Origin of the sequence: Actinoplanes sp. NBRC 103695 (genome assembly GCF_030269485.1) — a bacterium.
GTDB lineage: Bacteria > Actinomycetota > Actinomycetes > Mycobacteriales > Micromonosporaceae > Actinoplanes.
Genome location: NZ_BSTL01000003.1, coordinates 382,847 through 403,695 on the forward strand (window position 1 = coordinate 382,847; position 20,849 = coordinate 403,695).

Consider the following 20,849-nt stretch of genomic DNA (forward strand, 5'->3'; position numbering starts at 1 on the left):
GGCCCATATTCGCGAACCGTGCCGCCGCCGGCCACGGTGCCGACGACTTCATCGCCATGCGGCGCGTCCTGGAAGCCCGCGACGCCTGACCGCACAACCGAGTGCGCTCAGCACCCGGGCAGCGCTACCCGGCCAGGCATGCCTGGCCGCTCAGTCGGCGGAACCGTACGGCCCCGCGCTGTCCGGGTCCTTCGCCGGCCGGCCCGGCGAGCGGGACGAGTCGGGCAGGCGTACGAGATCGGACCGATGGTCGACGAGGGCCGCGGCGAGTGCCGGCTGGTCGCGTTGGCGGATGGCGCGGGCGATGCGGACGTGGACGAGGATGTTCTCGTCGATGACCTTGGCCGCGCCCGAGCCCGAGAACTCCGCCCGGACGAGCGTTCCGCGTACCAGCGTGACCATCGACTCGTACATGCCGGCCAGGACCGGTACGCGCGCGGCGCGGGCCACCGCGGTGTGGAAGCGCAGGTTGACGTCCAGGTAGCGGCGTGCATCCTCGCGCGCCTCGCGCAGTTCCTCGAGTGCCCACTCCATGTCCCGGCAGTCCTCGGGGGTAGCGCGCTCAGCCGCCACCCCGGCCAGGCTGTCCTCGAGCATCGAGCGCGCCTCGAACAGATCCACCGCGTCCACGAAGAGTCCCCGGAACCAGACGTCGATGGCGCCGAGCCGCAGCTGCGGTGGGGGCTGGGCGACGAAGACCCCGCCCTGGACGCCCGGCCGCACCTGGATGACCCCGCGCTCGCGCAGGATCCGCAGGGCCTCGTTGATGGCGTTGGCGCTCACCCCGAAGCGGTCGATCAGCTCGGTCCGCAGCGCGAACCGGGCGCCCGCGGCCAGCCGGCGCTGGAGGATCTCCTCCTCCAGGTCGGCGGCGATGCGTTCGGCGACCGACGGCATCAGCCGCGCCCTGACACCCGGTTCATCGCGACATCATCGCACGGGGTTGAGGCCGGTCCACGGCAGCGGCGAGCCCGGCGTCCTCCGTACCCGTGCCGTCGGCCAGGAAGGCCTCGACCAGCCCGGCGAACCGCTCGGCCCGCTCGATCTGGACCCAGTGCCCGCACCGGGGGAAGACGTGCAGTTCGGCGTGCGGGATGAGGTCGAACAGCCGCATCGAGCTGGCCAGCGGGATCACCTTGTCGTCGCGCCCGTGCACCAGCAGCGTCGGATGCGGCAGGGCCGCGATGCGTTGCTGGTCGACGGCGAGGGCGTCGACCATCGCCTGCCGCGGCGCCGGGAACATCGACCGGTACGCCTCGTGCACACCGGGGCGGGTGGCGGCGGCGAGGCGTAGCTCCGCGAGGTCGTCGGTCAGCCGGCCGGTGTCGAAGGTGAACCAGCGCAGGAGCCGGCGCATGGCGTCCAGCGACGGTTCGAAGCCCCACACCGCCTCCAGACCCGGGGTGATGGGGAACGGCACTCCCACGCTCCCCATCAGCACGAGGCGGTCCACCCGGTCCGGTGCCTCGGTGGCCAGCCGCAGCGCGAGCGCTCCGCCGAAGCTGTTGCCCACGACCGAGACGCGGGGCAGGCCCAGCGCGTCCAGGAAGCCGAGCAGGTGGTCGAGCCAGCTGTCCGGACCGTAGACCGCCGCCCGGGGCCGCTCGGTGTAGCCGAAGCCGAGGATGTCCGGGGCGAGGACCCGGCGCTGCCGCGCGAGCGCCGGCAGGACCGTACGCCAGTTGGCCCACGCCGAGACGCCCGGCCCGGAACCGTGGATCAGCAGGACCGGGGCGCCGTCGCCGCGGTCGTGGTAGTTGGTGCGCACACCGCCGACATCGACCGTGCGGCCTTCTTCCGGAGCACCTGCGTTCATCGCCCAATACTTGCATAAGTTTTAGAAACATTGCAGTCACGCCGATGTGGAAAACATCTTCAAGCTGTGGTTACACTCACGAAACCTAAGGAAGTTTCAGAAGATCCGGCGGTGTAGCCATGCCCCACATCACTGTCGGTCCGGACGGGCCGGCGATCGACGTCCCTCCGGGCGAGACCATCGTCGAAGGACTGCGCCGCGTCGGGTGGCGCGCCCGCTACCGCTGCCGGGGTGGTGGATGCGGGATCTGCAAGTGCCCCCTGGTGGACGGCGCCGTCACGTACCCCGGTCCGGTGGCGGAGTCGGCGCTCAGCGCGGCCGAGCGTTCGGCCGGTCTCTGCCTTCCCTGCCAGGCCGTCCCGCTCGGCGACGTCGTCATCGAGCAACGCGGACGACCGTTGCGACCCATGCTGGCCAGCGCGCCCCGCGTGGCCGCCCCCATTCGCGAGGAGAAGTAGCCATGTCCGTCATCCGTCTCGGTTACGTCCACGTACGCGTCACCGATCTTGCCCGCGCCCGCGACCACTACCAGAACACCCTCGGCATGGACGCGGTCCACGAGGAGGACGGCCGGGTGTACCTCAAGTCGTGGGACGAGGACAACCACCACTCGGTCGTGCTCGAGGAGGGTGGCGTCGGCCTGGTCAAGTTCGGCTACAAGGTGACCGGCGAGGACTCACTGGCCGCCCTGGAGAACCGGGTCGCCGGCTTCGGCGCGACCGCCGAGCGGATGAGCAAGGGCGACAACGCCGGGGTCGGTGACGGGCTGCGGGTCACGCTGCCCAGCGAGCACGTGCTCGAGCTGTACTCAGAGGTCGAGTACCTCGGCACCAAGGTCGGGAAGATCAACCCCGATCCCTGGCCCCGTACGGGCCTGCGCGGCATCGGGGTGCCCCGGATCAACCACGCCCTGATCACCACCGAGGACCCGGCGCTGCTGGAGCGGTTCTTCGCCGAGGTGCTCGGGTTCCGGCCGGCCGAGCGGCTGGTGTCCGGCGATGAGCCGGGCGACCTGGTCGGCTCGTGGATGTTCTGCGGCGAGAACCCGCACGACATCGCGTTCGTGAACGGGCCCAACGGCAAGCTGCACCACTTCGCGTACCAGATCGACGACTGGAGCGCGCTGCTGCGGGCCGGCGACGTGATGTCGATGGACGAGGTGCCGATCGACTTCGGCCCGGCCCGGCACGGGATCACCCGGGGCGGCACCATCTACTTCTTCGACCCGTCCGGCAACCGCAACGAGGTCTTCTCCGGCGGCTATCGGACGGGAGCGGACTTCCGCCCGATCACCTGGACGATGGACCAGGCCGCGCGGGGGATCAACTACACACACCGCGAGATCGACCAGGACTTCCTCCAGGTGGTGACCTGAACCGCTATCGGGCCGCGGCGCCGAGGTCCAGGGCGATGTCGACCAGCAGGTCCTCCTGGCCGCCGACCAGCCGGCGTCGCCCGGCCTCCAGCAGGATCGCGCGCACGTCGACCCCGTACCGGCCGGCCGCGGTCTCGGCATGCCGCAGGAAGGAACCGTAGACGCCGGCGTAGCCCAGCGTCAGCGTCTCCCGGTCTACCCGGACGGGCCGGTCCTGCAGCGGCCGGACGAGCTCCTCGGCGGCGTCCTGCAGCGTCAGCAGGTCGCCGCCGTGCTCCCATCCGCGCAGGTCGGCGACCGCCACGAACGCCTCGATCGGGCAGTTGCCGGCGCCCGCGCCCTGTCCGGCCAGCGACGCGTCCACCCGGGTCGCGCCTTCCTCGACGGCGACGACCGAGTTGGCGACCGACAGCGACAGGTTCTCGTGGGCGTGGATGCCGATCTCGGTCGCCGGGTCGAGCACGTCGCGGTACGCCCGGACGCGCTCGCGTACGCCGTCCATCAGCAGCCGCCCCCCGGAATCGGTGACGTAGACGCAGTGCGCGCCGTACGACTCCATCAGCCGCGCCTGCGCGGCCAGCGCGACCGGCTCGGCCAGATGGCTCATCATCAAAAACCCGGAGACGTCCATGCCCAGCTCACGCGCGGTGGCGATGTGCTGGGCGGCGATGTCGGCCTCGGTGCAGTGGGTGGCCACCCGCACCGAGCGCACCCCCAGCGCGTACGCCCGCTTCAGGTCGGCGATCGTGCCGACCCCGGGCAGCAGCAGCGTGGTCAGCCGGGCGTGTCTGACGGTGGCGGCGGCGACCTCGATCCACTCTTCGTCGGTGTGCGAGCCGGGCCCGTAGGTCAGACTGCCGCCGGCCAGCCCGTCGCCGTGCGCCACCTCGATGCCGTCGACCCCGGCGGCGTCGAGCGCACGGACGATCTCGGCGACCGCGTCGGTGCTGATCCGGTGCCGGACGGCGTGCATACCGTCCCGCAGCGTGACGTCCTGGAGGAACAGCCGGGTCATGAACGCGCCTCCTTCAGCAGGCCGCCACGTGCGACGGCTATCCGCTCGGCGACGGCGATCGCGGCCGAGGTCATGATGTCGAGATTTCCCGCGTACGCGGGCAGGTAGTGCGCCGCGCCCTCGACCTCGAGGAACACCGACACCTGATGGGTCACCGTGGCGGCGCCGGCGAGCGTGTGCACCGGCTGGTCCGCGGGCACCGGCGTGACCTGAACGGGCTGCTTGAGCCGATACCCGGGCACGTACCGGGCGACCGAGGCGACCATCTCCTCGACCGAGGACCGGATCGCCTCCCGGGTCGCGGCGTCCGGCGCGTCGACCAGGCACAGCACGGTGTCGCGCATGATCAGCGGCGGCTCGGCGGGATTGAGGACGATCAGCGCTTTGCCGCGGGCCGCCCCGCCGACGCGCTCGACGGCCCGCGAGGTGGTCTCGGTGAACTCGTCGATGTTGGCCCGGGTGCCCGGGCCGGCCGACTTCGAGGCGATCGAGGCGACGATTTCCGCGTACGGCACCGGGGCGGACCGGGAGACGGCGGCGACGACCGGGATCGTGGCCTGTCCGCCGCAGGTCACCATGTTGACGTTGCCGATGTCCCCGGCGGCCAGATGCTCGTCGAGGTTCACCGCGGGCACGACGTACGGCCCGATCGCCGCCGGCGTCAGATCGATCAGTGTTTTCCCGTACGGTCGCAGCACGGCCTCGTTGGACAGATGGGCCCGGGCCGAGGTGGCATCGAAGACGATCTCCACGTCGGCGAATCCGTCGAGCGCGACGAGCCCGCGGGCCCCGTCGGCGGTCGTGGCCACGCCGAGCCGCCGGGCCCGGGCCAGACCGTCCGAGCCGGGGTCGATGCCGGCCATCGCGGTCATCTCCAACGTCTCCGACAGCCGCAGCAGTTTGATCATCAGGTCGGTGCCGATGTTGCCCGACCCGAGAACGGCGACCTTCGTACGCATCAGACCTCCCCGAACTGGGCGGTGACTGTGCCGAGCCCGGTGAAGCCGGCGCTGACGTGCATGCCCGGCCGCACCGCGACCATCGGGCCGAGCGCGCCGGCCAGCACCACCTGTCCCGCGCGCAGCGGATCGCCGAGTTCCCGGGCCGCGCCGGCCAGCCAGGCCAGCGCCGCCAGCGGGTCGCCGAGGCAGGCCGCGCCGGAGCCGGTGGAGACCACCTCGCCGTCGACGCTCATCTCCATCCGCACGTCGACCGGTTCGACCGCCCCGAGCTCGACCCGCTCCGGGCCAAGCACGAACAGGCCGCTGGAGGCGTTGTCGGCGATCGTGTCGGCGATGCTGATGTCCCAGCCGGCGATCCGGCTGTCGACGATCTCCAGCGCCGGCACCATCGCGCCCACCGCGGCCCGGACGCTGTCCGCGGTGACCTCGTCGGCCAGGTCCGTCCGCAGCACGAACGCGATTTCGGCCTCGATCCGCGGTTGCAGCAGCCCGCCCACACCGATGGCATCCTCGCCGCTGACGTCCATGTCGTCGAAGAGGATGCCGAAGTCGGGGCGGTCGACGCCGAGCTGTTGCTGAACGGCCGCCGAGGTGAGCCCGATCTTGTGCCCGACGATCCGGGCGTGACCGGCCAGGCGGGCGGCGGTCAGCTCGGTCTGGACCCCGTAGGCTGCCTTGATGTCGCCGGCGCCGATCAGGTCACGGACGGGCGGGCACGGGGTCCGGGTCCGCGCGGCGTCGAGCAGGCGTTGTGCTGCAGGCGATGTCATGCCGCCACCCTGCCCGGCCGGTCGGTCGGCACTCCAGCATTGTGTTCCGCTATGCGGAACTCATGGTGGCGCGCCGAGCCAGGACGGCCGCGATGCCGGCGGCCGCGGCCTTCACCGCGCCCAAGTGCTGCCGTGGCCGGAAGCGCCCGACCGGCCCGGCGACGCTGACGGCGGCCACCGCCAGATCGTCGGCGTCCAGGATCGGAGCGCCGACGCACACGATGCCGACCGCGGACTCCTCCGCCTCGAAGGTCACCCCCGCCTCGGCCGCCCGGTCGAGCTGCCGGCGCAGCAGAGCCGGCGAGGTCACGGTCCGCGGCGCCAGCCGGGCCAGCGGCGCTGCCAGCACCTCGGCGCGGACGGCGTCCGGCGCGAAGGCGAGCAGCGCCTTGCCGATCGCCGTGGCATGCAAGGGGAGGCGCCCGCCGAGCCGCGACGGCGCCCGCGTCTGCCGGTGACCGCTCACCTTGGCCACGTAGACCACCTCGGTGCCCTCACGCAGACCCAGATGGACCGTCTCGTGGGTACGTTCGTAGAGGTCCTCGAGAAAGGGCGTCGCCACCTCGAGCAGGCCGCGCTCGACCGAGGCGCGCATGCCCAGCGTGAACAGATGCCCGCTGAGGTGGAACCGCCCGTTCACCCGGTCGAGCAGACGGGCCACGACCAGCTCGGCGGTCAGCCGGTGCAGCGTCGCCTTCGGCAGGCCGGTACGCCGCTGCAACTCAGCGAACCCCACGCCGCGATCGTCCGCGGTGAAGGCGTCGAGAATGGCGGCCACCTTCGCGATCACCGTCATCTCCGCAGCGTATGCCGCTCCGCCCCGGCGCCGCGACCACCACTACCGCGACAGCACGGGCCGAGGTACCGGCTGCTCGCGCCCGGCTCGGGCGCGGCAGCGGGCCTCGGGCGAACCGGCTACCTCTCGTCGTACGGGTGCACGGTCACGCCCTTGACGACGCGGTTGACCTCGCCGGACGGGAACGGTGAGTCGGGGGTGAGCCCGAGCGACAGCGAGGTGCCCACCGCGAACAACTGCGCCACCAGGACGAAGGGCAGGGCTGCCAGGACGTCGGGGGCGTCGTCCAGCCCGGGGACCAGCCAGACCGGGTCCAGCCGTCCGCTGGGCTTCGCCGCGACGACGACAACGTTGCCGACGCCCATCCGGGACCGGAGCTCGACCGCGATGTCCTCGTCGTACCGCCTCGTGTAAGGGTCGCCGGACAGGTAGACGATCGCGAGGCTGTGACCGTCGATGACCGAGATCGGACCGTGCCGGAAGCCCAGGGCGGAGTCGAAGAAGCTGACGATGGAACCGGCGCTGAGCTCGAGCACCTTGAGTGCCGACTCCCGGGCCAGGGCGGTGAGCGGGCCGCTGCCCAGATAGACGATGCGCTGGTAGCCGCGTGCGGCGAGGCCGGCGACGGCGTCCGCGTGGTCGCGCAGCACCGCCGTCCCGGCGTCGGCGAGGCGCTCGGCGGTCTCGGCCTCGCCGGCGCCGGGGGCCAGGGCCAGCCAGGTGGCCAGCACCATCGAGGTGAAGCTCGACGTCATCGCGAAGCCGGCGTCGTTGGTCGCCGGAGGCATGAGAAGCACATACGAGCGCTCCGCCGCGCCGTGCGTCTTCGCCAGCTCGCCGTCGGGGTTGCACGTGACGATGAGGTGGTGCACCGAGCCGAGGAAGCGGTCGGCGAGGACGGTCGCCGCGACACTCTCGGGGCTGTCGCCCGAGCGTGCGAACGACACCAGGAGCGTCGGGAGATCCTCGGCGAAGGCCTCCGCGGGGTTGGAGACGATGTCGGTCGTGGCGACCGTGTCCACGCGCCGGCGCAGCCGTCCGGTCAGGGCGGGCGCGAGCAGGTCGCCGGCGAACGCGGAGGTGCCCGCACCGGTCAGGACGATACGCAGGTCGTCGCGCGCGAGCAACGGGCCGAGGAAGTCGTGGAGCGCCTCCCGGTGGGACGCCAGATCCGCGGCCACCTGCCGCCACATCGCCGGCTGCTGGGCGATCTCGCGGCCGGTCGCTCCGGCCCGGTCGATGTCGGTCAGGGTGCCCGATGGTGGGGTCAAGGCAGGCTCCTCGCGGGTTCGGGGTTGCAGGCGGTCGAGTAGAGGCGAAGGACGTCGCGGACGTGGTCCACCGCCAGGGCGATCGGGTCCGGTTCCAGTACGCCGGCCCGGACGCGCGCGTACTGCTCGGGAAGGTGGGCGCTGATCAGCGACGGCGGCGGCGGGTACGCCCGCAGGTTGCCGATCAGCCGGTCGACGGCGTCCGACACCCGATCGTCCGGCCAGTAGTAGCGCATCCGGTCGCTGTAGCTGTAGCGGCGCGCCAACCGCCGAGTGGCCTCGTCGCCCTCGTAGTAGCCGTTCCACCACTTCGGTTCGCGGACCATGACCTCGTCGACGACGTCGGGCAGCCGCGACGCTTCGCCGGCCGGGACGAGCTCGGCCTCGATGGCGGCGAGCGCGAACAGCGCCTCCCGCAGTGCGAACGTGAGGCCGGGGCCGACCTTGAGGATCGCCCAGTGGTCCTGCACGAGCGCGGTGAGGTTGGCCGAGGTCTGGTAGTCGGTGGAGTGCGCCTCGAAGACCAGCTGTCCGCCCTCGATCATGTGGCTCAGCGCGCGGGCGCGACCGCGGTCGTAGTCGACGACGCGGAGCGCGTCGAACTCCACGCCGGGCTGGACGACGAGGGCGACGACGCGGGTCCACGCCTCATCCAGGCCGGCGCCGGCGAACGCGGCCCGGTGCGCCTCGATGGTGGCGCGCGCAGCCTCCGGCGAGGTCGGTGTCAGCGCGTCGATCTCCTCGTGGGCGCCGCCGGGCACCGGCACCTCGGTGCCGACGACGTACCGCAGGTCGCTCCGGCCGAACGTGGTCCGGGCGCTCTGCTCGGCGACCCGCGCCAGGCGGGCGGCGCGCCCGGCGACCTCCTCGTCGGTCAGGGGGTCGCGATCATCGGCGCAGGCCATCGTGCAGTCGAGGTGGATCTTCGTGTAGCCGGCCTCGACGTACGCCGCGACGAGGTCGTCCGCCCGGCTCATGGCCTCATCGGCCGGCAACGACCGCCACACGTTCGGACCGAGGTGGTCGCCGCCGAGGACGACGCGCTCGCGGGACAGGCCCGCGCGGTCGGCGATGCCGTGCACCAGGTCGCGGAAGTCGGCCGGACGCATCCCGGTGTAGCCGCCGAACTGGTCGACCTGGTTGCTGGTCGCCTCGATCAGGACCGCGGTGTCGTCGGCGACCGCTTGCTCGCAGGCGGCCTGGAGCACGAGCGGGTTGGCGGAGCACACCGAGGTGATGCCGACGGCCTGGCCGCCGCGGTGGCGGGACAGGATGTCGTCGAAGGCGTCACTCATGCCGTCATCTCCCCTTCCGTCGGTCACTTGGTGCTCCCGGCGAGGAGTCCGTTGACGATGTAGCGGTTGAACCCGAGGGCGATGACGGCGGGCACGGCGATCGCCAGCATGCCGGCGGCGCTCATCAGGGTGGAGGGCACGATGTGCCGGCCCTGCAGGGCCGCGATCTGCACGGTGAGCGGCTGCGTGGACAGGTCGGTGGAGAGCACCAGCGGGAAGAGGAACTGGGCCCACCCGAACAGGAACGTGATCAGGGCGATCGAGATCACGCCGGGGATCGCCAGCGGCAGTACCAGGCGCCAGAACACCTGCAGGCGGTTCGCGCCGTCGACGAGACCGGCCTCCTCGATGCTCTCCGGGATGCTGGTGAAGTAGTTGTGCAGCACCCAGACGGCCAGGGGCAGGAACCCGGAGACGTACACCAGGACGATGCCGGTGTAGGTGTTCACCAGGCCGGCGGAGCTCATGATCCGGTAGAGCGGGATGAGCGTCGTGTACGGCGGGAAGGCCATCGTCGCCAGGACCGTGTAGAAGAGCACGGTCCGGCCGCGGAACTTGAAGCGGGCGAAGGCGTACGCGGCGAGCGCGGCCAGCGTCACGGTGACCACGGTCGCCGCGGCGCACTCGATGACGATGTTGAGCAAGCTCTGCCGGATTCCCGAGGCCAGATCGCCGTTGCCGACCAGCAGCGTCCGGAAGTTGTCCAGCGTCGGGTGCACCGGGACGTACTGGGCCGGGCGTGAGCGTGCGTCACTCTCCGTCTGCAGGCTCGACTTCAACGCCCAGTAGATCGGGACGACCGACCAGAGGATGACGAGTACGAGCGACACGGCTCTCACCGGATGCCGGCGGGTCCTCACAGCTCGACCTTTCGGTAGACGAAGCGGATGACGAGGAAAGACAACGCCACAGTCACCAAGGCGATCAGCAGCGAGAGCGCGTACCCCTGACCGAAGTTGAGGTTTTGGAAGCTGATGAAGTAGGTCTGCATCGTCACCGAGGCGCCCGTCGAGGCCGCGCCGTTGAGCACATACGGCTGGTCGAAGATGTTCAGCGTGGTGATCAGCGCCTGAACCATGGCCACGGCAATACCCGGGCGGGCCAGGGGCAGCGTGATGGTGGTGAATCGGCGCCACTGGCCGGCGCCGTCGACCATGGCCGCCTCGTAGAGCTCCTCGGGGATCAGCTGGAGCGCCGCGAAGATCAGCAGCGTCATCAGCGGCGTCATCTGCCAGACCTGGACGAGCTCGATCAGCCCGATCGTCAGCAGCCGGTTCTGGCCGAGCAGCACACCGTCGCCCGCGCCCAGGTGCAGCGTCGCGATGAGGCTGTTGACCAGGCCGGCGTTGGGATCGAAGATGCCCGACCACAGGATGCCCTCGACCACGCCCGGCAGCGCCCACGGCAGGATCAGGATCGCCATGACCACGCCCCGCCCGCGAAAGGGGCGCTGCAGCAGCACCGCGAACGCGATGCCGAGGACGGTCGACAGCGCCACGCCGACGATGACGTAGAACGCCGTGTTGACGGCGCTGTTCGTCACCGCCTCGTTCCGGAAGAGCTCGACGAAGTTCGACAGCCCGGTGAAGCGGGTGGGCGGGTCCAGCTCGTCGACCTTGAAGAACGACTCGATGATCGTGAACAGCGCCGGAACGATGGCGAGACCGATGATGAAGATCGCCACCGGGGCGACGAGCACGTACGGCAGCAGCTCGAAGCGCCGCCCGCGCGGACGGGTGGCCGGGCGCGGAGCGTCCCCGGCCACCTCGTCACGCATGGTGTCGTCGCCCCGCGGCGCCGGCTGCACCGGTCCCCGCGGGGCGGCCATCACGAACCGCCCGCCTTGCTGTTCGCGACGGCGGCGATGGCGTTGATGGCGTCGGCGACGGTCATCGAGCCGGTCGCCGCGGCGTGCAGGTTGGTGTAGACGGCGTTGGAGAACGCGGGGTACCAGGCCGGGGCGCCCTCAGGGAACACCGGCTTCGCGGTCTTGAGCATCGCGGACAGCCGTTCGCCGTCGGCCAGGCTGCCGGCCTTGGACAGCTTCTCCACCACGCTCAGGCGTGAGGGGATGAAAGACGAGCCCCACACCTTGTCCTCACCGTTGAGCCCGGAGAAGTTCTCCTGGGTGGTGGCGCTGGTGAACCACTCGATGAACTTCGCCGCGGCCTGCGGGTACTTCGCCTGCTTGGGGATGCCCATGCCGTCGGGGTTCGACAGGTTCGAGGCCGGCCCGCTCACGCCCGGCGTGTTCAGGTACTGGATCTTGCCGCTCACCTTGGAGCTCTTCTTGACGTTGTAGAGGCTGTTGATCAGGCCGGAGTAGTCGGAGAAGGTGCTTGCGGCCTGACCCTGCGCCATCAGGGTCTGCTCGCCCTGGCTGTCGTTGACGTTGACGTTGCCGGGCGGCACCAGGCCGCTCTTGACCGCGTCGACCATCCACTGGGCGGCCTTGTAGCCGGGCGAGTTGGGGTCGGTGAACTGCGGCTTGCCCTTGGCGTCGAGCACGGTGCCGCCGAACGCCTGCGTCGTCTCGTACCAGTAGGTCGACAGACCCTCGGCGGCGGCGAACGGGATGTTGAGCGGGTGCTTGACGACGCCCTTGGACTTGATCTGCTTCAGATCGTTGGTGTACTCGTCGATGGTGGTCGGCATCTTGGTGATGCCGGCCTTGGCGAACAGCTCGGTGTTGACGGTGGTCACCATGTACGACGCGTCGTACGGCACGCCGATGATGTGCCCGTCGAGCGTGAACGAGGCCAGCTGGGGCATGTCCGACTTGAGCGAGTTCGCATCGAGTTTGGTCTCCAGCGGCTGGAACCACTTGAGCTTGCCCAGCTGACCGACGCGCGACCAGTCGACGTTGGTGACGTCGGCGAAGTAGGTGTTCGCGCTCGCGGCGGCGGAGATCTTGGTCTGCAGGCTGTCCCAGTCGGAGGATGCCCACTTGACGGTGATGCCCGTCTGCTTGGTGAACTCGTCCAGGGCCGCGGCCGGCGGCGGGTCTGTGGGAAGGGCGACGGTGATCGTCACCCCGGTCGTCTTGGACGACTCGTCCGACGTGCTCCCGCCGTTGCCGCCGCAGCCGGCAGCGAGCAGGGTGATGACGCCGAGCCCGGCGAGCCCTCGCCAGGTCGCCCGCAATGGTCTTGTTCTCATGATCCTCGGCCCTCCCTTGGGTCCGGTCCCCACGCCCGTCAGGAACCAGCCCTGATCACCTGCGCAGCTATGGCCGTTATCTTTGCAAGGTGTTGCGCACTCACGCAGACGGTAGGTCTCAGAGCTCATTCCGGTCAACGCCAGCTCGCCGTTTGATCAAAACTAGGTGCGCAAACTTTCATTTGCGCAGCTGGACTGCGTGTCTTAGTCTCGTGAGGTGCGCAAGACGGATCGAATGTCGGCAATCCTCGAGCGAGCCTCCGAGACCGGCCGCGTGGATGTGGCCGAGCTGGCAGCGGCCCTCGGGGTGTCCGGGGCGACGATCCGCCGCGATCTGCAGTCGTTGAGCGCCAGCCACCTGCTGCAGCGAACCCACGGCGGCGCCGTCGTGGCGGACACCGGCCAAGAGCTGTCGGTACGGGTCAAGGCGACGCGCAACCAGGCCGAGAAACGGCGCATCGGCACGGCGGCGGCCGAGCTCGTCGAGGACGGCGCCGTCGTCGGCCTCACCGGCGGCACGACCGCGGCCGAGGTGGGCCGCGCGCTCGCCGACCGGCGCGGCATCACGGTGGTCACCAACGCCATCGACATCGCCGCCGAGCTGGTCCACCGCCCGCAGATCACCCTGGTCGTCATCGGCGGCGTGGCCCAGCCGTCCAACGAGCTGGTCGGTCCGGCCGCCGAGATGATGCTGGACAACTACCATCTGGACATCGCGTTCATCGGCGTCGACGGACTGTCGGCGCAGGCGGGCTGCACCACATACCGCGAGATGGAGGCGCAGACCGACCGCAACTTCCTCGAGCGCGCCCGCCGCAGCGTCGTCATCGCCGACCGCTCCAAGATCGGCCGGGTCACCTTCGCGCGGATCGTGCCGCTCGCCCGCGTCGACGACATCATCACCGACAAGGACGCCGACCCGGAGCGGCTGCGCGAGTTCAGCGAGAGCGGTGTCCGGGTGCACGTGGTGTAGTCGTCGCTGGCTGAGCAGTTGTGCGCATTACTTGCGTAAAACTGCGCACGGCGGCCCTTGTCGAGGTCGGCCACGGGGTGGTTCGTTCACCTCGGCAGGCCGCAGCCCGGTCGCCGGAGCGGGGCGATCGCCGCGCACGACGGCCGCGCCGGCGGGGCGATCGGCTCCGCGATGACCATTCGACGAGTGCGCCTCAGCGTCTGTAACACGCCGTTCTCTTGTCGATGGAATCGAATCGCTGCCGAGATTGACGCTGGAGAATATAGTTTGTCCACATCTGACAGTCAATGGGTCCCCGAGGTTCACCTCCTGAGCGGCCCGAGCTGATCGACGAGGCAGCCTGGGTCGGGGCATGGCCACCCGCCTCGGCACACGACCCAGGGCCACACAGCCGGCGACGACGGCGCCGGCAGTTGGGAGTCCCACATCATCGAATTGCCGACAATGTCTGGCAACCGTCCGGTTTAGGGTCGCCGCGTGCGGTTTCTCATCCTGGGCCCGCTCGAGGTCCGCGACGGCGAGCGGCTCGTCGCGCTGGGCGGGCCGCAGCAGCGCGCACTGCTCGCGTTGTTGCTGGCGAGACCGGGCCGGGTGGTGTCGATCGACCAGATCACCGAGCAGCTCTGGGGTTCGTCCGCCCCGGCCGCTGCCCGCAGCCTGGCGCAGGGGTGCGTCGCCGGCCTGCGCCGGGCGCTGACCACCGGACGAGAGGGAGTGCTGCTGACCCGGGCGCCCGGATATCTGCTGAGCCTCCCTCCGGGCACATCGGATCTGGACCGATTCGACGAGCTGGTCAAGGACGCGAAGCAGCTCGCCGAGACGGCGTCCTGGGAGCGTGCCGCCGCCACGCTGCGGGAGGCGCTGGCGCTGTGGCGCGGACCCGCGTTCGACGGCATCGACCTCGACCCTTGCCGGACCGAGGCCGCCCGGCTGGAGGAGCACCGGCTCACCGTCGTCGAACAGCGCGTCGCCATCGAGCTGCGGCTTGGCCGGCACGCCGAGCTCGTCGCCGAGTTGCAGACGCTGAGCGCGGACCACCCGCTGCGCGAGCGGTTCTGGGCCCAGCTCATCACCGCGCTGCACCGCTCGGACCGGCAGGCCGACGCGCTGGAGGCATACCGGACGGTCCGGGCGACGCTGGTCGGCGAGCTGGGCGTCGAGCCCGGGCCGGCGCTGCGGCAGGCGCACCAGGACGTCCTGTCCGGCGTGTCGTCCGCCGTCCCATCCGCCGTCCCATCCGCCGTCCCGTCCGGCGTGCCGGCCACCGTCCTGCCCGGTGCGGCGGCCGCCGTCCCCGCCCAGTTACCGACCTCGGCGTCCGCCTTCACCGGCCGCGAGCAGGACCTGAGCCGTCTCGACGAGGTGCTGGGCGACAGCGCGGACGCGCGGTCGATCGCCGTGATCTGCGGGACGGCCGGTGTCGGCAAGACCGCCCTCGCGGTGCGCTGGGCCCACCGCGTGCGCGACCACTTCGACGGCGGCCAGCTCTACGCCGACCTGCGCGGGTACGCCGCGGCGCCGCGGTTGCGCCCGATCGAGGTGCTGACCGGCTTCCTCCGGGCGCTCGACGTGCCGATCGAGCGTATTCCGGCCGATCAGGACCAGGCGTCCGCCCTGTACCGCACGATCCTGGCCGACCGCCGGATCCTGGTCGTGCTGGACAACGCGAGCAGCGCCGACCAGGTCCGCCCCCTGCTGCCCGGCGGGCGGCCCGGCCTGGTGCTGGTCACCAGCCGCGACAAGCTCGGCGGGCTGGTGGCCCGGGACGGCGCCGCGCACCTCACCCTCGACGTGCTGTCGCCGCCGGAGGCGAGGGCCCTGCTCGAAACAGTGCTCGGCGGGGACCGGGTCGCCGCGGAACCGGCCGCCGTGGCCGAGCTGGCCGCGCGGTGCGCGTACCTGCCGTTGGCCCTTCGCATCGCCGCGGCCAACCTGACGCTCTACCCGCAACGGACCGTCGCCGACCAGGTCGCCGAGATGGACGCTCTCAGTCCGCTCGGGGTGCTCGCCGTGGGAAATGACGAGCAGCACGCCGTCCGCGCCTCCTACAACCTGTCCTACTCCGGCCTGGCGACCCCGGCCCGGCGCCTGTTCCGCCTGCTCGGCATCGCGCCCAGCGCCGATCACACCGCGGACGACGCGGCGGCCGTGCTCGGTGACACCGGTCCGCGGGAGGCCGCCGGTCTTCTGCGCCACCTCACCGACGCGCACCTGCTCGACGAGCACGCCCGCGGCCGGTACGTGTCACACGACCTGCTCCGGCTCTACGCGATGGAGCGGGCGGACGACGAGGACCCGCCCGATCGGCGGCGTGCGGCGATCGACCGGCTCTACGACGGTTACCTGCGCCGCGCCCGGGCCGCCGCCGACACGCTCTACCCACACATGCTCCGCCTCCCCAGCGCCACGCCGGTCCCGGCCACCGGCCGCCACACGTACCCCGACGAGACGGCCGCGCTCGCCTGGCTGGAGGCTGAGCGGCACAACCTGGTGATCGCGATCAGGTACGCCGCGGCGCATGGTCCGCGGCGCGCCGGATGGCAGCTCGCCGACACCCTGCGCGGATACTTCCACCTGCGCCGGTACGCCGCCGACTGGTTCACCGCGGCGGACGCGGCGCTGCTCGCCGCCCGGCACGAGAACGACCCGGCCGCGGAGGCGGCGGCCCGGCACAGCCTCGGCACGGCGTACCGCAGCGTCGGCGAGCACGGCGAGGCGATGCGGCAGTACCACGAGGCGCTGCGCCTGGCCCGGGTCGCCGGCTGGCCGCAGTCCGAGGCCACGACGCTGGGCAACCTGGGCATCGTGTCCCGCAAGATCGGCCGGCTCCCGGCGGCGGTCCGCTGGCTGGAGGAGGCTCTGGCCATCGACCGGCGCCTGGGCCGTCGGGCGGGGGAGGCCAACAACCTGAGCATGCTGGCCGAGGCCTACCTGGAGATGGGCCGGCTGGACGACGCCTTCCGGCATTTCGCCTCGGGCCTGGAGCTGAGCCGTGCCGTCGGCAGCCTGCACGGTGAGGCGCTGGCGCTGACCGGCCTCGGGCGGGCCGGCCTAGAACTGGGCCGGCTCGACGAGGCCTGGGACCACCTGATCGCCGCGAAGGACCGCTACCTGCGGGTGGGCGATCGGGACGGGACGGCGGTGACCGACTGCTACCTCGCCTGGCTGGAATGCGATCGAGGGCGGCCGGGCCCGGCCCGGGCCCAGGCGCTCGGCGCCCTGGAGACGGCCCGCCTGATCGGGGATCGGCAGACCGAGGCGATCGCGCTGAACGTCGCGGGCCTCGCGGACCGGCTCCTCGGCCGCCACCGCGGCGCCATGGAGAAACATCGGGCCGCCCGCGACGTCGCCCGGGAGACGGCCAGCCGGCGCCTGGAAGGGGACGCACTGGTCGGACTGGCCGCCGCCGGGTTGCGGCTCGGCCGGCACGACGAGGCCCGCTCGTACGCCCGGGAGGCGCTGGAACTGGCCCGGAAGGACGGCTACGAGGTGCTGGTGGGCGACGCGCATGCCATGCTCGCCGAGATCCACCACGCTCGCCGCGACGGCCAGAGCGCCCGGCACGCCGACCAGGCCGAGGAGAGCCGGCGCCGGACGGGCCACCATCCCGCCGCGTGAGGCGGGACGGTGACCCGCGCCATTCATCGAGCGCAGAACACCGTGGCGTCCATGTCCCACGCCGTGTCCGGCGTCGGCGCCGACTGGGCACCGAAGGAGGCGAGGTTCGCCGGTCGGCCGCCGGCAACAGTCGGCCGGATCTGCTGGAGGTGCGTGCCGGCCCGGACGGTCGCGCCGGCGAGACCGGTCAGCGCCATCCCGGACGGGCAGGCGATCACGGCCGTCTGGCTCGGCACGGCGCCGGCGGACCGGAAGGTCTGCCGGACCATCTCGAAGTCGAGCGGGTGGTTCGGCAGCGCACACACGGAGTATCCGGTGAGCGTGTACTGGCCTGCGAAACCGTCGGCGTCCTCCTTCGCCAGCGCCGCGCTCGTGGCGGTGGCGCCCCCGCTGCTGCCCGGCACCGTGCCGAGGTCGACCTGCCCGCCGCCGTTGTCGATCTTTCCGCCGGTACCGACCACCAGCTTGCCCGGCGAGCATCGCGTGCCCGCCTGGGAAACGGGGGCCGAGGTCGACGGGTTGGTGAGCTGCTGGATCTCCAGTTGAGCGCTGGCCGGCACAACACCGCAGAACGCGAACACCTGAATGCTCCACACCCCGGCGATGCCGAACTGGTCGGCCGCGGCGGTGACCTGGAACCGGTCCGGGCCGGTGGCCGGGTGGATCGGCTGCATCTCGGTGATCACGGCGTGGATGCCCCCGACGGTGAAGGCACCGCCGCCGAGGACCCGCTCGCCCGCCGGACACGGGGTGCTGTGGGGCTTTTCGGGCCGCAGATCGGGCACGGACTGCGTCACGAAGGCCCTGACAGTGCCGAACGGCAGGGTCGCGGCCGCCGCTGGGGCGCTGTTCACGGCCTGGGCGGCGAGTACGGCCACAACCGCACCCATCGCCCACAAAATTCTGGTCCGCACTTGCATGTGGTTCCTCCTCGAATCCCGGTGATGCCTGCGCCGGAACCGTGGCGCACCACCATGGGCATTCGATGGGCAACCGGTGGGCAACCGGCCGGATCGGCCCGCTCAGCGAGCCGCGAGTCGGCTGGTGGGCAGCCGCACGGCCCGGGCCTCACTGCCGACGGTGATCGCTGTGGCGGGCTTAGTTCTGGCTGTGAGGGGGATGCCGGCCCAGACGATCTTGACGTGGTGGCCGGCGCGGCTGCCTCGTTCGCGTTTACTGCGTCCGGCGTAGTGCGAGGACCGCCGCGTCGTCGGTGAGCGGCTCGGCCGTCGCCTCGGCCATGGCGGCGGCGCAGGTCAGGTCGGCCGACGCCGGTGTGACGTGGCCGCGCAGCCGTCGCAGGCCTTCGTCGATGAGTTCGCCGCGACGCTCGATCAGGCCGTCGGTGTAGCAGACGAGCACCGCGCCGACCGGCAGTTCCACGGTTGCACCACGGCGGGCGCGCTGGAGCCGGCGGATGCCCAGGGGCGGGTCGATCGGCATGCCGATGTGCCGGGCGGGCTCGCCGGGCCCGGCGATGATCGGTGCGAAGTGCCCGGCCGACGACAGCCGCACGGTGCCACGGTCGGGGCTGATCATGGCGTAGAGGGCGGTGGTGAGACTGCCGGCCTCGAAGTGGTTGATCTTGCGGTCGAGGTGGGTGAGGACCTCGGCGGGCTGGTCGCTGATCAGCGCGTACGAGCGCAGGGCGCTGCGGACCCGGCCCATCACCACGGCCGAGGCCAGACCGTGGCCGGAGACGTCGCCGATGACCACCCCGAGCCACCCTGTGGGCAGGGCGAACACGTCGTACCAGTCGCCGCCGATGTCGAGGTGGTGGCCGGGCACGTAGCGGGCGGCGAGCTCGAGGCCGGGCACCGGGGGCAGCCGCGCGGGCAGCAGACTGCGCTGCAACGCGGCTGCGGCGGTGCGGTCGTCCTGTACCGAGCGGTCACGCCAGGCGACGGCGGCGCGGTCAGCGGCGATCTGCAGCAGCTGGGCATCGTCGGCGGTGAACTCGCGGGTGTGGAAGGTGCCGACATGCAGCACACCGATGACGTCGCCGCCGAAGAACATGGGCACGCCGAGCAGCGACGTGATGCCCTTGCGCCGCAGAACAGGGCTGACCACGTCACTCGACGCGACGTCGGTGACGATGACCGGTTTACGGGCGTCGGCCACCCGGCCGGCGAAACCACTGCCGATCGCGAGACGGAACCCTTGACGGACCTCGTCTTCCAGGCCGCGGGCGGCGGTGGTGACCAGCTGGCCGGCGTGGGCGTCGAGCAGCAGCACCGCGGCGGTGTCGGCGGCCAGCAGATCGATGACCCGGTCGAGCAGTTCCTCCAGCAGGTCAGGGGAGTCGAGCTGAGACAGCGCCGCATCGGTGACGGCTTCGATCCGGCGTAGCCGCTCACCATCGCGCAGTCCCTCAGTCACACCCGAAGCCTAAGGCGACATGGGCCGGCCGGTCATCATGTTCCCTTCGGACGGTCCTGGTCGCCCCCGCTGCCGAAGCCGCCGTCGACCAGGCCTGCTGCCTGATGCGGCTGCCCACCGTGCGTAACGGAGTCGGTGAGCTGATCGCCCTTGCCGAGAAAGAACAGCCGACCTCGACGCGTGTGTTTGCCGGTCACAGATTGAGGAAACACGGTCATCGTCGATCGTGCTCGTCGCAACCGACCCAAGCACCAGCATCCTGCGCGGGTCCATACCGGCGAGCCCTTGAACCCCCGGTACTTCACCGGCATCTCCAGGACTTCAGACACTCACCGAAGGGCACATAATGTCGTTCATCTGGGCCATCATCGCCGGTTTGATCATCGGTCTCATCGCACGAGCGATTCTGCCGGGCAGGCAGAACATCCCGATCTGGTTGACCATCATCCTGGGCGTGATCGGCGCCATCATCGGCAACCTCCTCGCCACGGCTCTGGGCGTCGAGGACACCGGGGGCTTCGACTGGATCCGCCACATCCTCCAGATCGCCGCCGCCATCGCCTTGGTCGCCATCGTCGCCCCCCTGTGGGCCAAGCGCGTACGCCGGTAACGCGGCTGCCTGTTCGGCGCGTTGGGTGCTGGACACCTTCGACAAGGTCGAGGACGACGTTGCCCTCATGGCCTTCAGCGTGCCCGCCGGCCCGCGGCATCCCGGCCCCTGATGTTCAGCATCGACGAGCCTGGCCGGTGCGGATCCTTGGTGGATGGAGCGCGCCTGCGTGCTGAGCGCCGACCTCTGCGACGAGGACGAGGAGAACTTCCTTGTGAGCCATGTTGCTCCTTCTCGAAGGGAAACCGCGTTCAGACAACCGCCGCGCCCATCGGTGGAGAAGATCGACGAGGCCGAACACCAGCACCTCACCGACCTGGCCCGCACCATCGGGCGGGCTGCCCGCCCCCGGCGCAGGCCGCCCGCCGCGCAGGTCCGGCGCAGCGTTACCCGGGTACTCGAGCTCTTGACTGACGTGCCCGCGTTCGTCGGCAACGGGCGCGGCGACATCCTCACCGCCAATCCGCTTGCCGAGGCCCTCTACGCGCCGATGTTCGACGATCCCGTACGGCCCGTGAATCACGCCCGGTTCGTGTTCCTGAGGCGACCTCGACCTGCACATCGAAATGGTGCATCTGATCGCCGACCCCGGCCTGAACATGGCAGTGCTCACCGCCCCGGCCGGCGATGACGCCCTGCGTCTGCTGGGCAGCCACCCGCCAGGCTGACGCGCGCACGACACCTCCGCCGGTGTGAACCGGCCCGGTGGGGCACCGGCGCCGCCCTTCCGTGGAAGCCGGCTTCGCTCGGTGCAAGGTTGCCGGTACGGCAGGGCAATGTGGCCGTGGGCTCCACCACCCGGCTCTTAGG

Annotated in this window: 20 protein-coding genes; 6 read left to right on the forward strand and 14 right to left on the reverse strand. The window is 71.1% G+C overall.

Annotated elements, in window-relative coordinates:
- Positions 1-150 precede the first annotated feature (150 nt).
- Complete coding sequence (locus QSK31_RS06355; protein ID WP_285681879.1) at positions 151-897, reverse strand: FadR/GntR family transcriptional regulator; 747 nt, start codon at positions 895-897, stop codon at positions 151-153.
- Positions 898-919: 22 nt separating this feature from the next.
- On the reverse strand, positions 920-1,816 hold the full coding sequence (locus QSK31_RS06360; RefSeq protein WP_285681880.1) for an alpha/beta fold hydrolase: 897 nt from the start codon (positions 1,814-1,816) through the stop codon (positions 920-922).
- A gap of 119 nt (positions 1,817-1,935) precedes the next feature.
- Between QSK31_RS06360 and QSK31_RS06365 the strand changes: the two genes are divergently transcribed.
- Positions 1,936-2,274: a 2Fe-2S iron-sulfur cluster-binding protein gene (locus QSK31_RS06365; protein ID WP_285681881.1), complete on the forward strand. Its 339-nt coding sequence runs from the start codon at positions 1,936-1,938 to the stop codon at positions 2,272-2,274.
- A gap of 2 nt (positions 2,275-2,276) precedes the next feature.
- Positions 2,277-3,191, forward strand: a complete 915-nt coding sequence (locus tag QSK31_RS06370) for a catechol 2,3-dioxygenase (protein ID WP_285681882.1) — start codon at positions 2,277-2,279, stop codon at positions 3,189-3,191.
- Positions 3,192-3,195: 4 nt separating this feature from the next.
- Here the strand turns inward: QSK31_RS06370 and dmpG are convergent, their stop codons facing one another.
- The 9 genes from dmpG to QSK31_RS06415 form a co-directional block, all read right to left on the reverse strand.
- Positions 3,196-4,206 (reverse strand): 4-hydroxy-2-oxovalerate aldolase, encoded by a 1,011-nt coding sequence (gene dmpG, locus QSK31_RS06375; RefSeq protein WP_285681883.1) that lies wholly within the window; start codon positions 4,204-4,206, stop codon positions 3,196-3,198.
- The gene (locus tag QSK31_RS06380; RefSeq protein ID WP_285681884.1) at positions 4,203-5,165 is read right to left on the reverse strand and encodes an acetaldehyde dehydrogenase (acetylating); all 963 of its coding nucleotides are present in this window, start codon (positions 5,163-5,165) and stop codon (positions 4,203-4,205) included. The genes dmpG and QSK31_RS06380 overlap by 4 nt, the downstream gene beginning before the upstream one ends.
- Entirely contained in the window at positions 5,165-5,938 is a 774-nt protein-coding gene (locus QSK31_RS06385; RefSeq protein ID WP_285681886.1) for a 2-keto-4-pentenoate hydratase, read from the reverse strand. Before QSK31_RS06385 ends, QSK31_RS06380 begins: the two co-directional genes overlap by 1 nt.
- A gap of 49 nt (positions 5,939-5,987) precedes the next feature.
- Entirely contained in the window at positions 5,988-6,734 is a 747-nt protein-coding gene (locus QSK31_RS06390; RefSeq protein WP_285681888.1) for an IclR family transcriptional regulator, read from the reverse strand.
- Between the two features lie 119 nt (positions 6,735-6,853).
- The gene (locus QSK31_RS06395) at positions 6,854-8,005 is read right to left on the reverse strand and encodes an SIS domain-containing protein (RefSeq protein ID WP_285681890.1); all 1,152 of its coding nucleotides are present in this window, start codon (positions 8,003-8,005) and stop codon (positions 6,854-6,856) included.
- Entirely contained in the window at positions 8,002-9,300 is a 1,299-nt protein-coding gene (locus QSK31_RS06400) for a D-tagatose-bisphosphate aldolase, class II, non-catalytic subunit (RefSeq protein ID WP_285681892.1), read from the reverse strand. Before QSK31_RS06400 ends, QSK31_RS06395 begins: the two co-directional genes overlap by 4 nt.
- Before the next feature lie 23 nt (positions 9,301-9,323).
- Positions 9,324-10,130, reverse strand: a complete 807-nt coding sequence (locus QSK31_RS06405) for a carbohydrate ABC transporter permease (protein WP_285681894.1) — start codon at positions 10,128-10,130, stop codon at positions 9,324-9,326.
- Between the two features lie 26 nt (positions 10,131-10,156).
- A complete protein-coding gene (locus QSK31_RS06410; protein ID WP_285681895.1) occupies positions 10,157-11,128 on the reverse strand; it encodes a carbohydrate ABC transporter permease in 972 nt (323 codons plus the stop codon).
- A complete protein-coding gene (locus tag QSK31_RS06415; RefSeq protein ID WP_285681896.1) occupies positions 11,128-12,459 on the reverse strand; it encodes an ABC transporter substrate-binding protein in 1,332 nt (443 codons plus the stop codon). Before QSK31_RS06415 ends, QSK31_RS06410 begins: the two co-directional genes overlap by 1 nt.
- 217 nt (positions 12,460-12,676) lie before the next feature.
- On the opposite strand from QSK31_RS06415, the gene QSK31_RS06420 reads away from it, so the two are divergent.
- Together QSK31_RS06420 and QSK31_RS06425 are read left to right on the forward strand one after the other, a co-directional pair.
- Positions 12,677-13,432 (forward strand): DeoR/GlpR family DNA-binding transcription regulator, encoded by a 756-nt coding sequence (locus QSK31_RS06420; RefSeq protein ID WP_285681897.1) that lies wholly within the window; start codon positions 12,677-12,679, stop codon positions 13,430-13,432.
- A gap of 477 nt (positions 13,433-13,909) precedes the next feature.
- Complete coding sequence (locus QSK31_RS06425; protein WP_285681899.1) at positions 13,910-17,050, forward strand: AfsR/SARP family transcriptional regulator; 3,141 nt, start codon at positions 13,910-13,912, stop codon at positions 17,048-17,050.
- Between the two features lie 23 nt (positions 17,051-17,073).
- On the opposite strand, the gene QSK31_RS06430 is transcribed toward QSK31_RS06425, so the two are convergent.
- From QSK31_RS06430 to QSK31_RS06440, 3 genes are all read right to left on the reverse strand, one after another.
- Positions 17,074-17,970 (reverse strand): hypothetical protein, encoded by an 897-nt coding sequence (locus tag QSK31_RS06430; protein WP_285681900.1) that lies wholly within the window; start codon positions 17,968-17,970, stop codon positions 17,074-17,076.
- Between the two features lie 253 nt (positions 17,971-18,223).
- Positions 18,224-19,429 carry a PP2C family protein-serine/threonine phosphatase gene (locus tag QSK31_RS06435; protein WP_285681901.1) on the reverse strand — a complete coding sequence of 402 codons (1,206 nt, stop codon included), beginning with the start codon at positions 19,427-19,429 and terminating at the stop codon, positions 18,224-18,226.
- A 35-nt stretch (positions 19,430-19,464) separates the two neighbouring features.
- Positions 19,465-19,758, reverse strand: a complete 294-nt coding sequence (locus QSK31_RS06440; protein WP_285681902.1) for a hypothetical protein — start codon at positions 19,756-19,758, stop codon at positions 19,465-19,467.
- A 17-nt stretch (positions 19,759-19,775) separates the two neighbouring features.
- Here QSK31_RS06440 and QSK31_RS06445 point away from each other — a divergent pair, with 17 nt between their 5' ends.
- A complete protein-coding gene (locus tag QSK31_RS06445; RefSeq protein ID WP_285681903.1) occupies positions 19,776-20,039 on the forward strand; it encodes a GlsB/YeaQ/YmgE family stress response membrane protein in 264 nt (87 codons plus the stop codon).
- A gap of 154 nt (positions 20,040-20,193) precedes the next feature.
- Positions 20,194-20,670 (forward strand): MmyB family transcriptional regulator, encoded by a 477-nt coding sequence (locus tag QSK31_RS06450; RefSeq protein ID WP_285681904.1) that lies wholly within the window; start codon positions 20,194-20,196, stop codon positions 20,668-20,670.
- Positions 20,671-20,849: the final 179 nt, after the last annotated feature.

Excerpts from the sequence above, each read along its gene's own strand:
- QSK31_RS06355 (WP_285681879.1), bottom strand. The coding sequence starts at position 897 with ATGCCGTCGGTCGCCGAACGCATCGCCGCCGACCTGGAGGAGGAGATC.
- QSK31_RS06360 (WP_285681880.1), bottom strand. The coding sequence starts at position 1,816 with ATGAACGCAGGTGCTCCGGAAGAAGGCCGCACGGTCGATGTCGGCGGT.
- QSK31_RS06365 (WP_285681881.1), top strand. The coding sequence starts at position 1,936 with ATGCCCCACATCACTGTCGGTCCGGACGGGCCGGCGATCGACGTCCCT.
- QSK31_RS06370 (WP_285681882.1), top strand. The coding sequence starts at position 2,277 with ATGTCCGTCATCCGTCTCGGTTACGTCCACGTACGCGTCACCGATCTT.
- dmpG (WP_285681883.1), bottom strand. The coding sequence starts at position 4,206 with ATGACCCGGCTGTTCCTCCAGGACGTCACGCTGCGGGACGGTATGCAC.
- QSK31_RS06380 (WP_285681884.1), bottom strand. The coding sequence starts at position 5,165 with ATGCGTACGAAGGTCGCCGTTCTCGGGTCGGGCAACATCGGCACCGAC.
- QSK31_RS06385 (WP_285681886.1), bottom strand. The coding sequence starts at position 5,938 with ATGACATCGCCTGCAGCACAACGCCTGCTCGACGCCGCGCGGACCCGG.
- QSK31_RS06390 (WP_285681888.1), bottom strand. The coding sequence starts at position 6,734 with ATGACGGTGATCGCGAAGGTGGCCGCCATTCTCGACGCCTTCACCGCG.
- QSK31_RS06400 (WP_285681892.1), bottom strand. The coding sequence starts at position 9,300 with ATGAGTGACGCCTTCGACGACATCCTGTCCCGCCACCGCGGCGGCCAG.
- QSK31_RS06410 (WP_285681895.1), bottom strand. The coding sequence starts at position 11,128 with ATGGCCGCCCCGCGGGGACCGGTGCAGCCGGCGCCGCGGGGCGACGAC.
- QSK31_RS06415 (WP_285681896.1), bottom strand. The coding sequence starts at position 12,459 with ATGAGAACAAGACCATTGCGGGCGACCTGGCGAGGGCTCGCCGGGCTC.
- QSK31_RS06430 (WP_285681900.1), bottom strand. The coding sequence starts at position 17,970 with ATGCAAGTGCGGACCAGAATTTTGTGGGCGATGGGTGCGGTTGTGGCC.
- QSK31_RS06445 (WP_285681903.1), top strand. The coding sequence starts at position 19,776 with ATGTCGTTCATCTGGGCCATCATCGCCGGTTTGATCATCGGTCTCATC.
- QSK31_RS06450 (WP_285681904.1), top strand. The coding sequence starts at position 20,194 with ATGGAGCGCGCCTGCGTGCTGAGCGCCGACCTCTGCGACGAGGACGAG.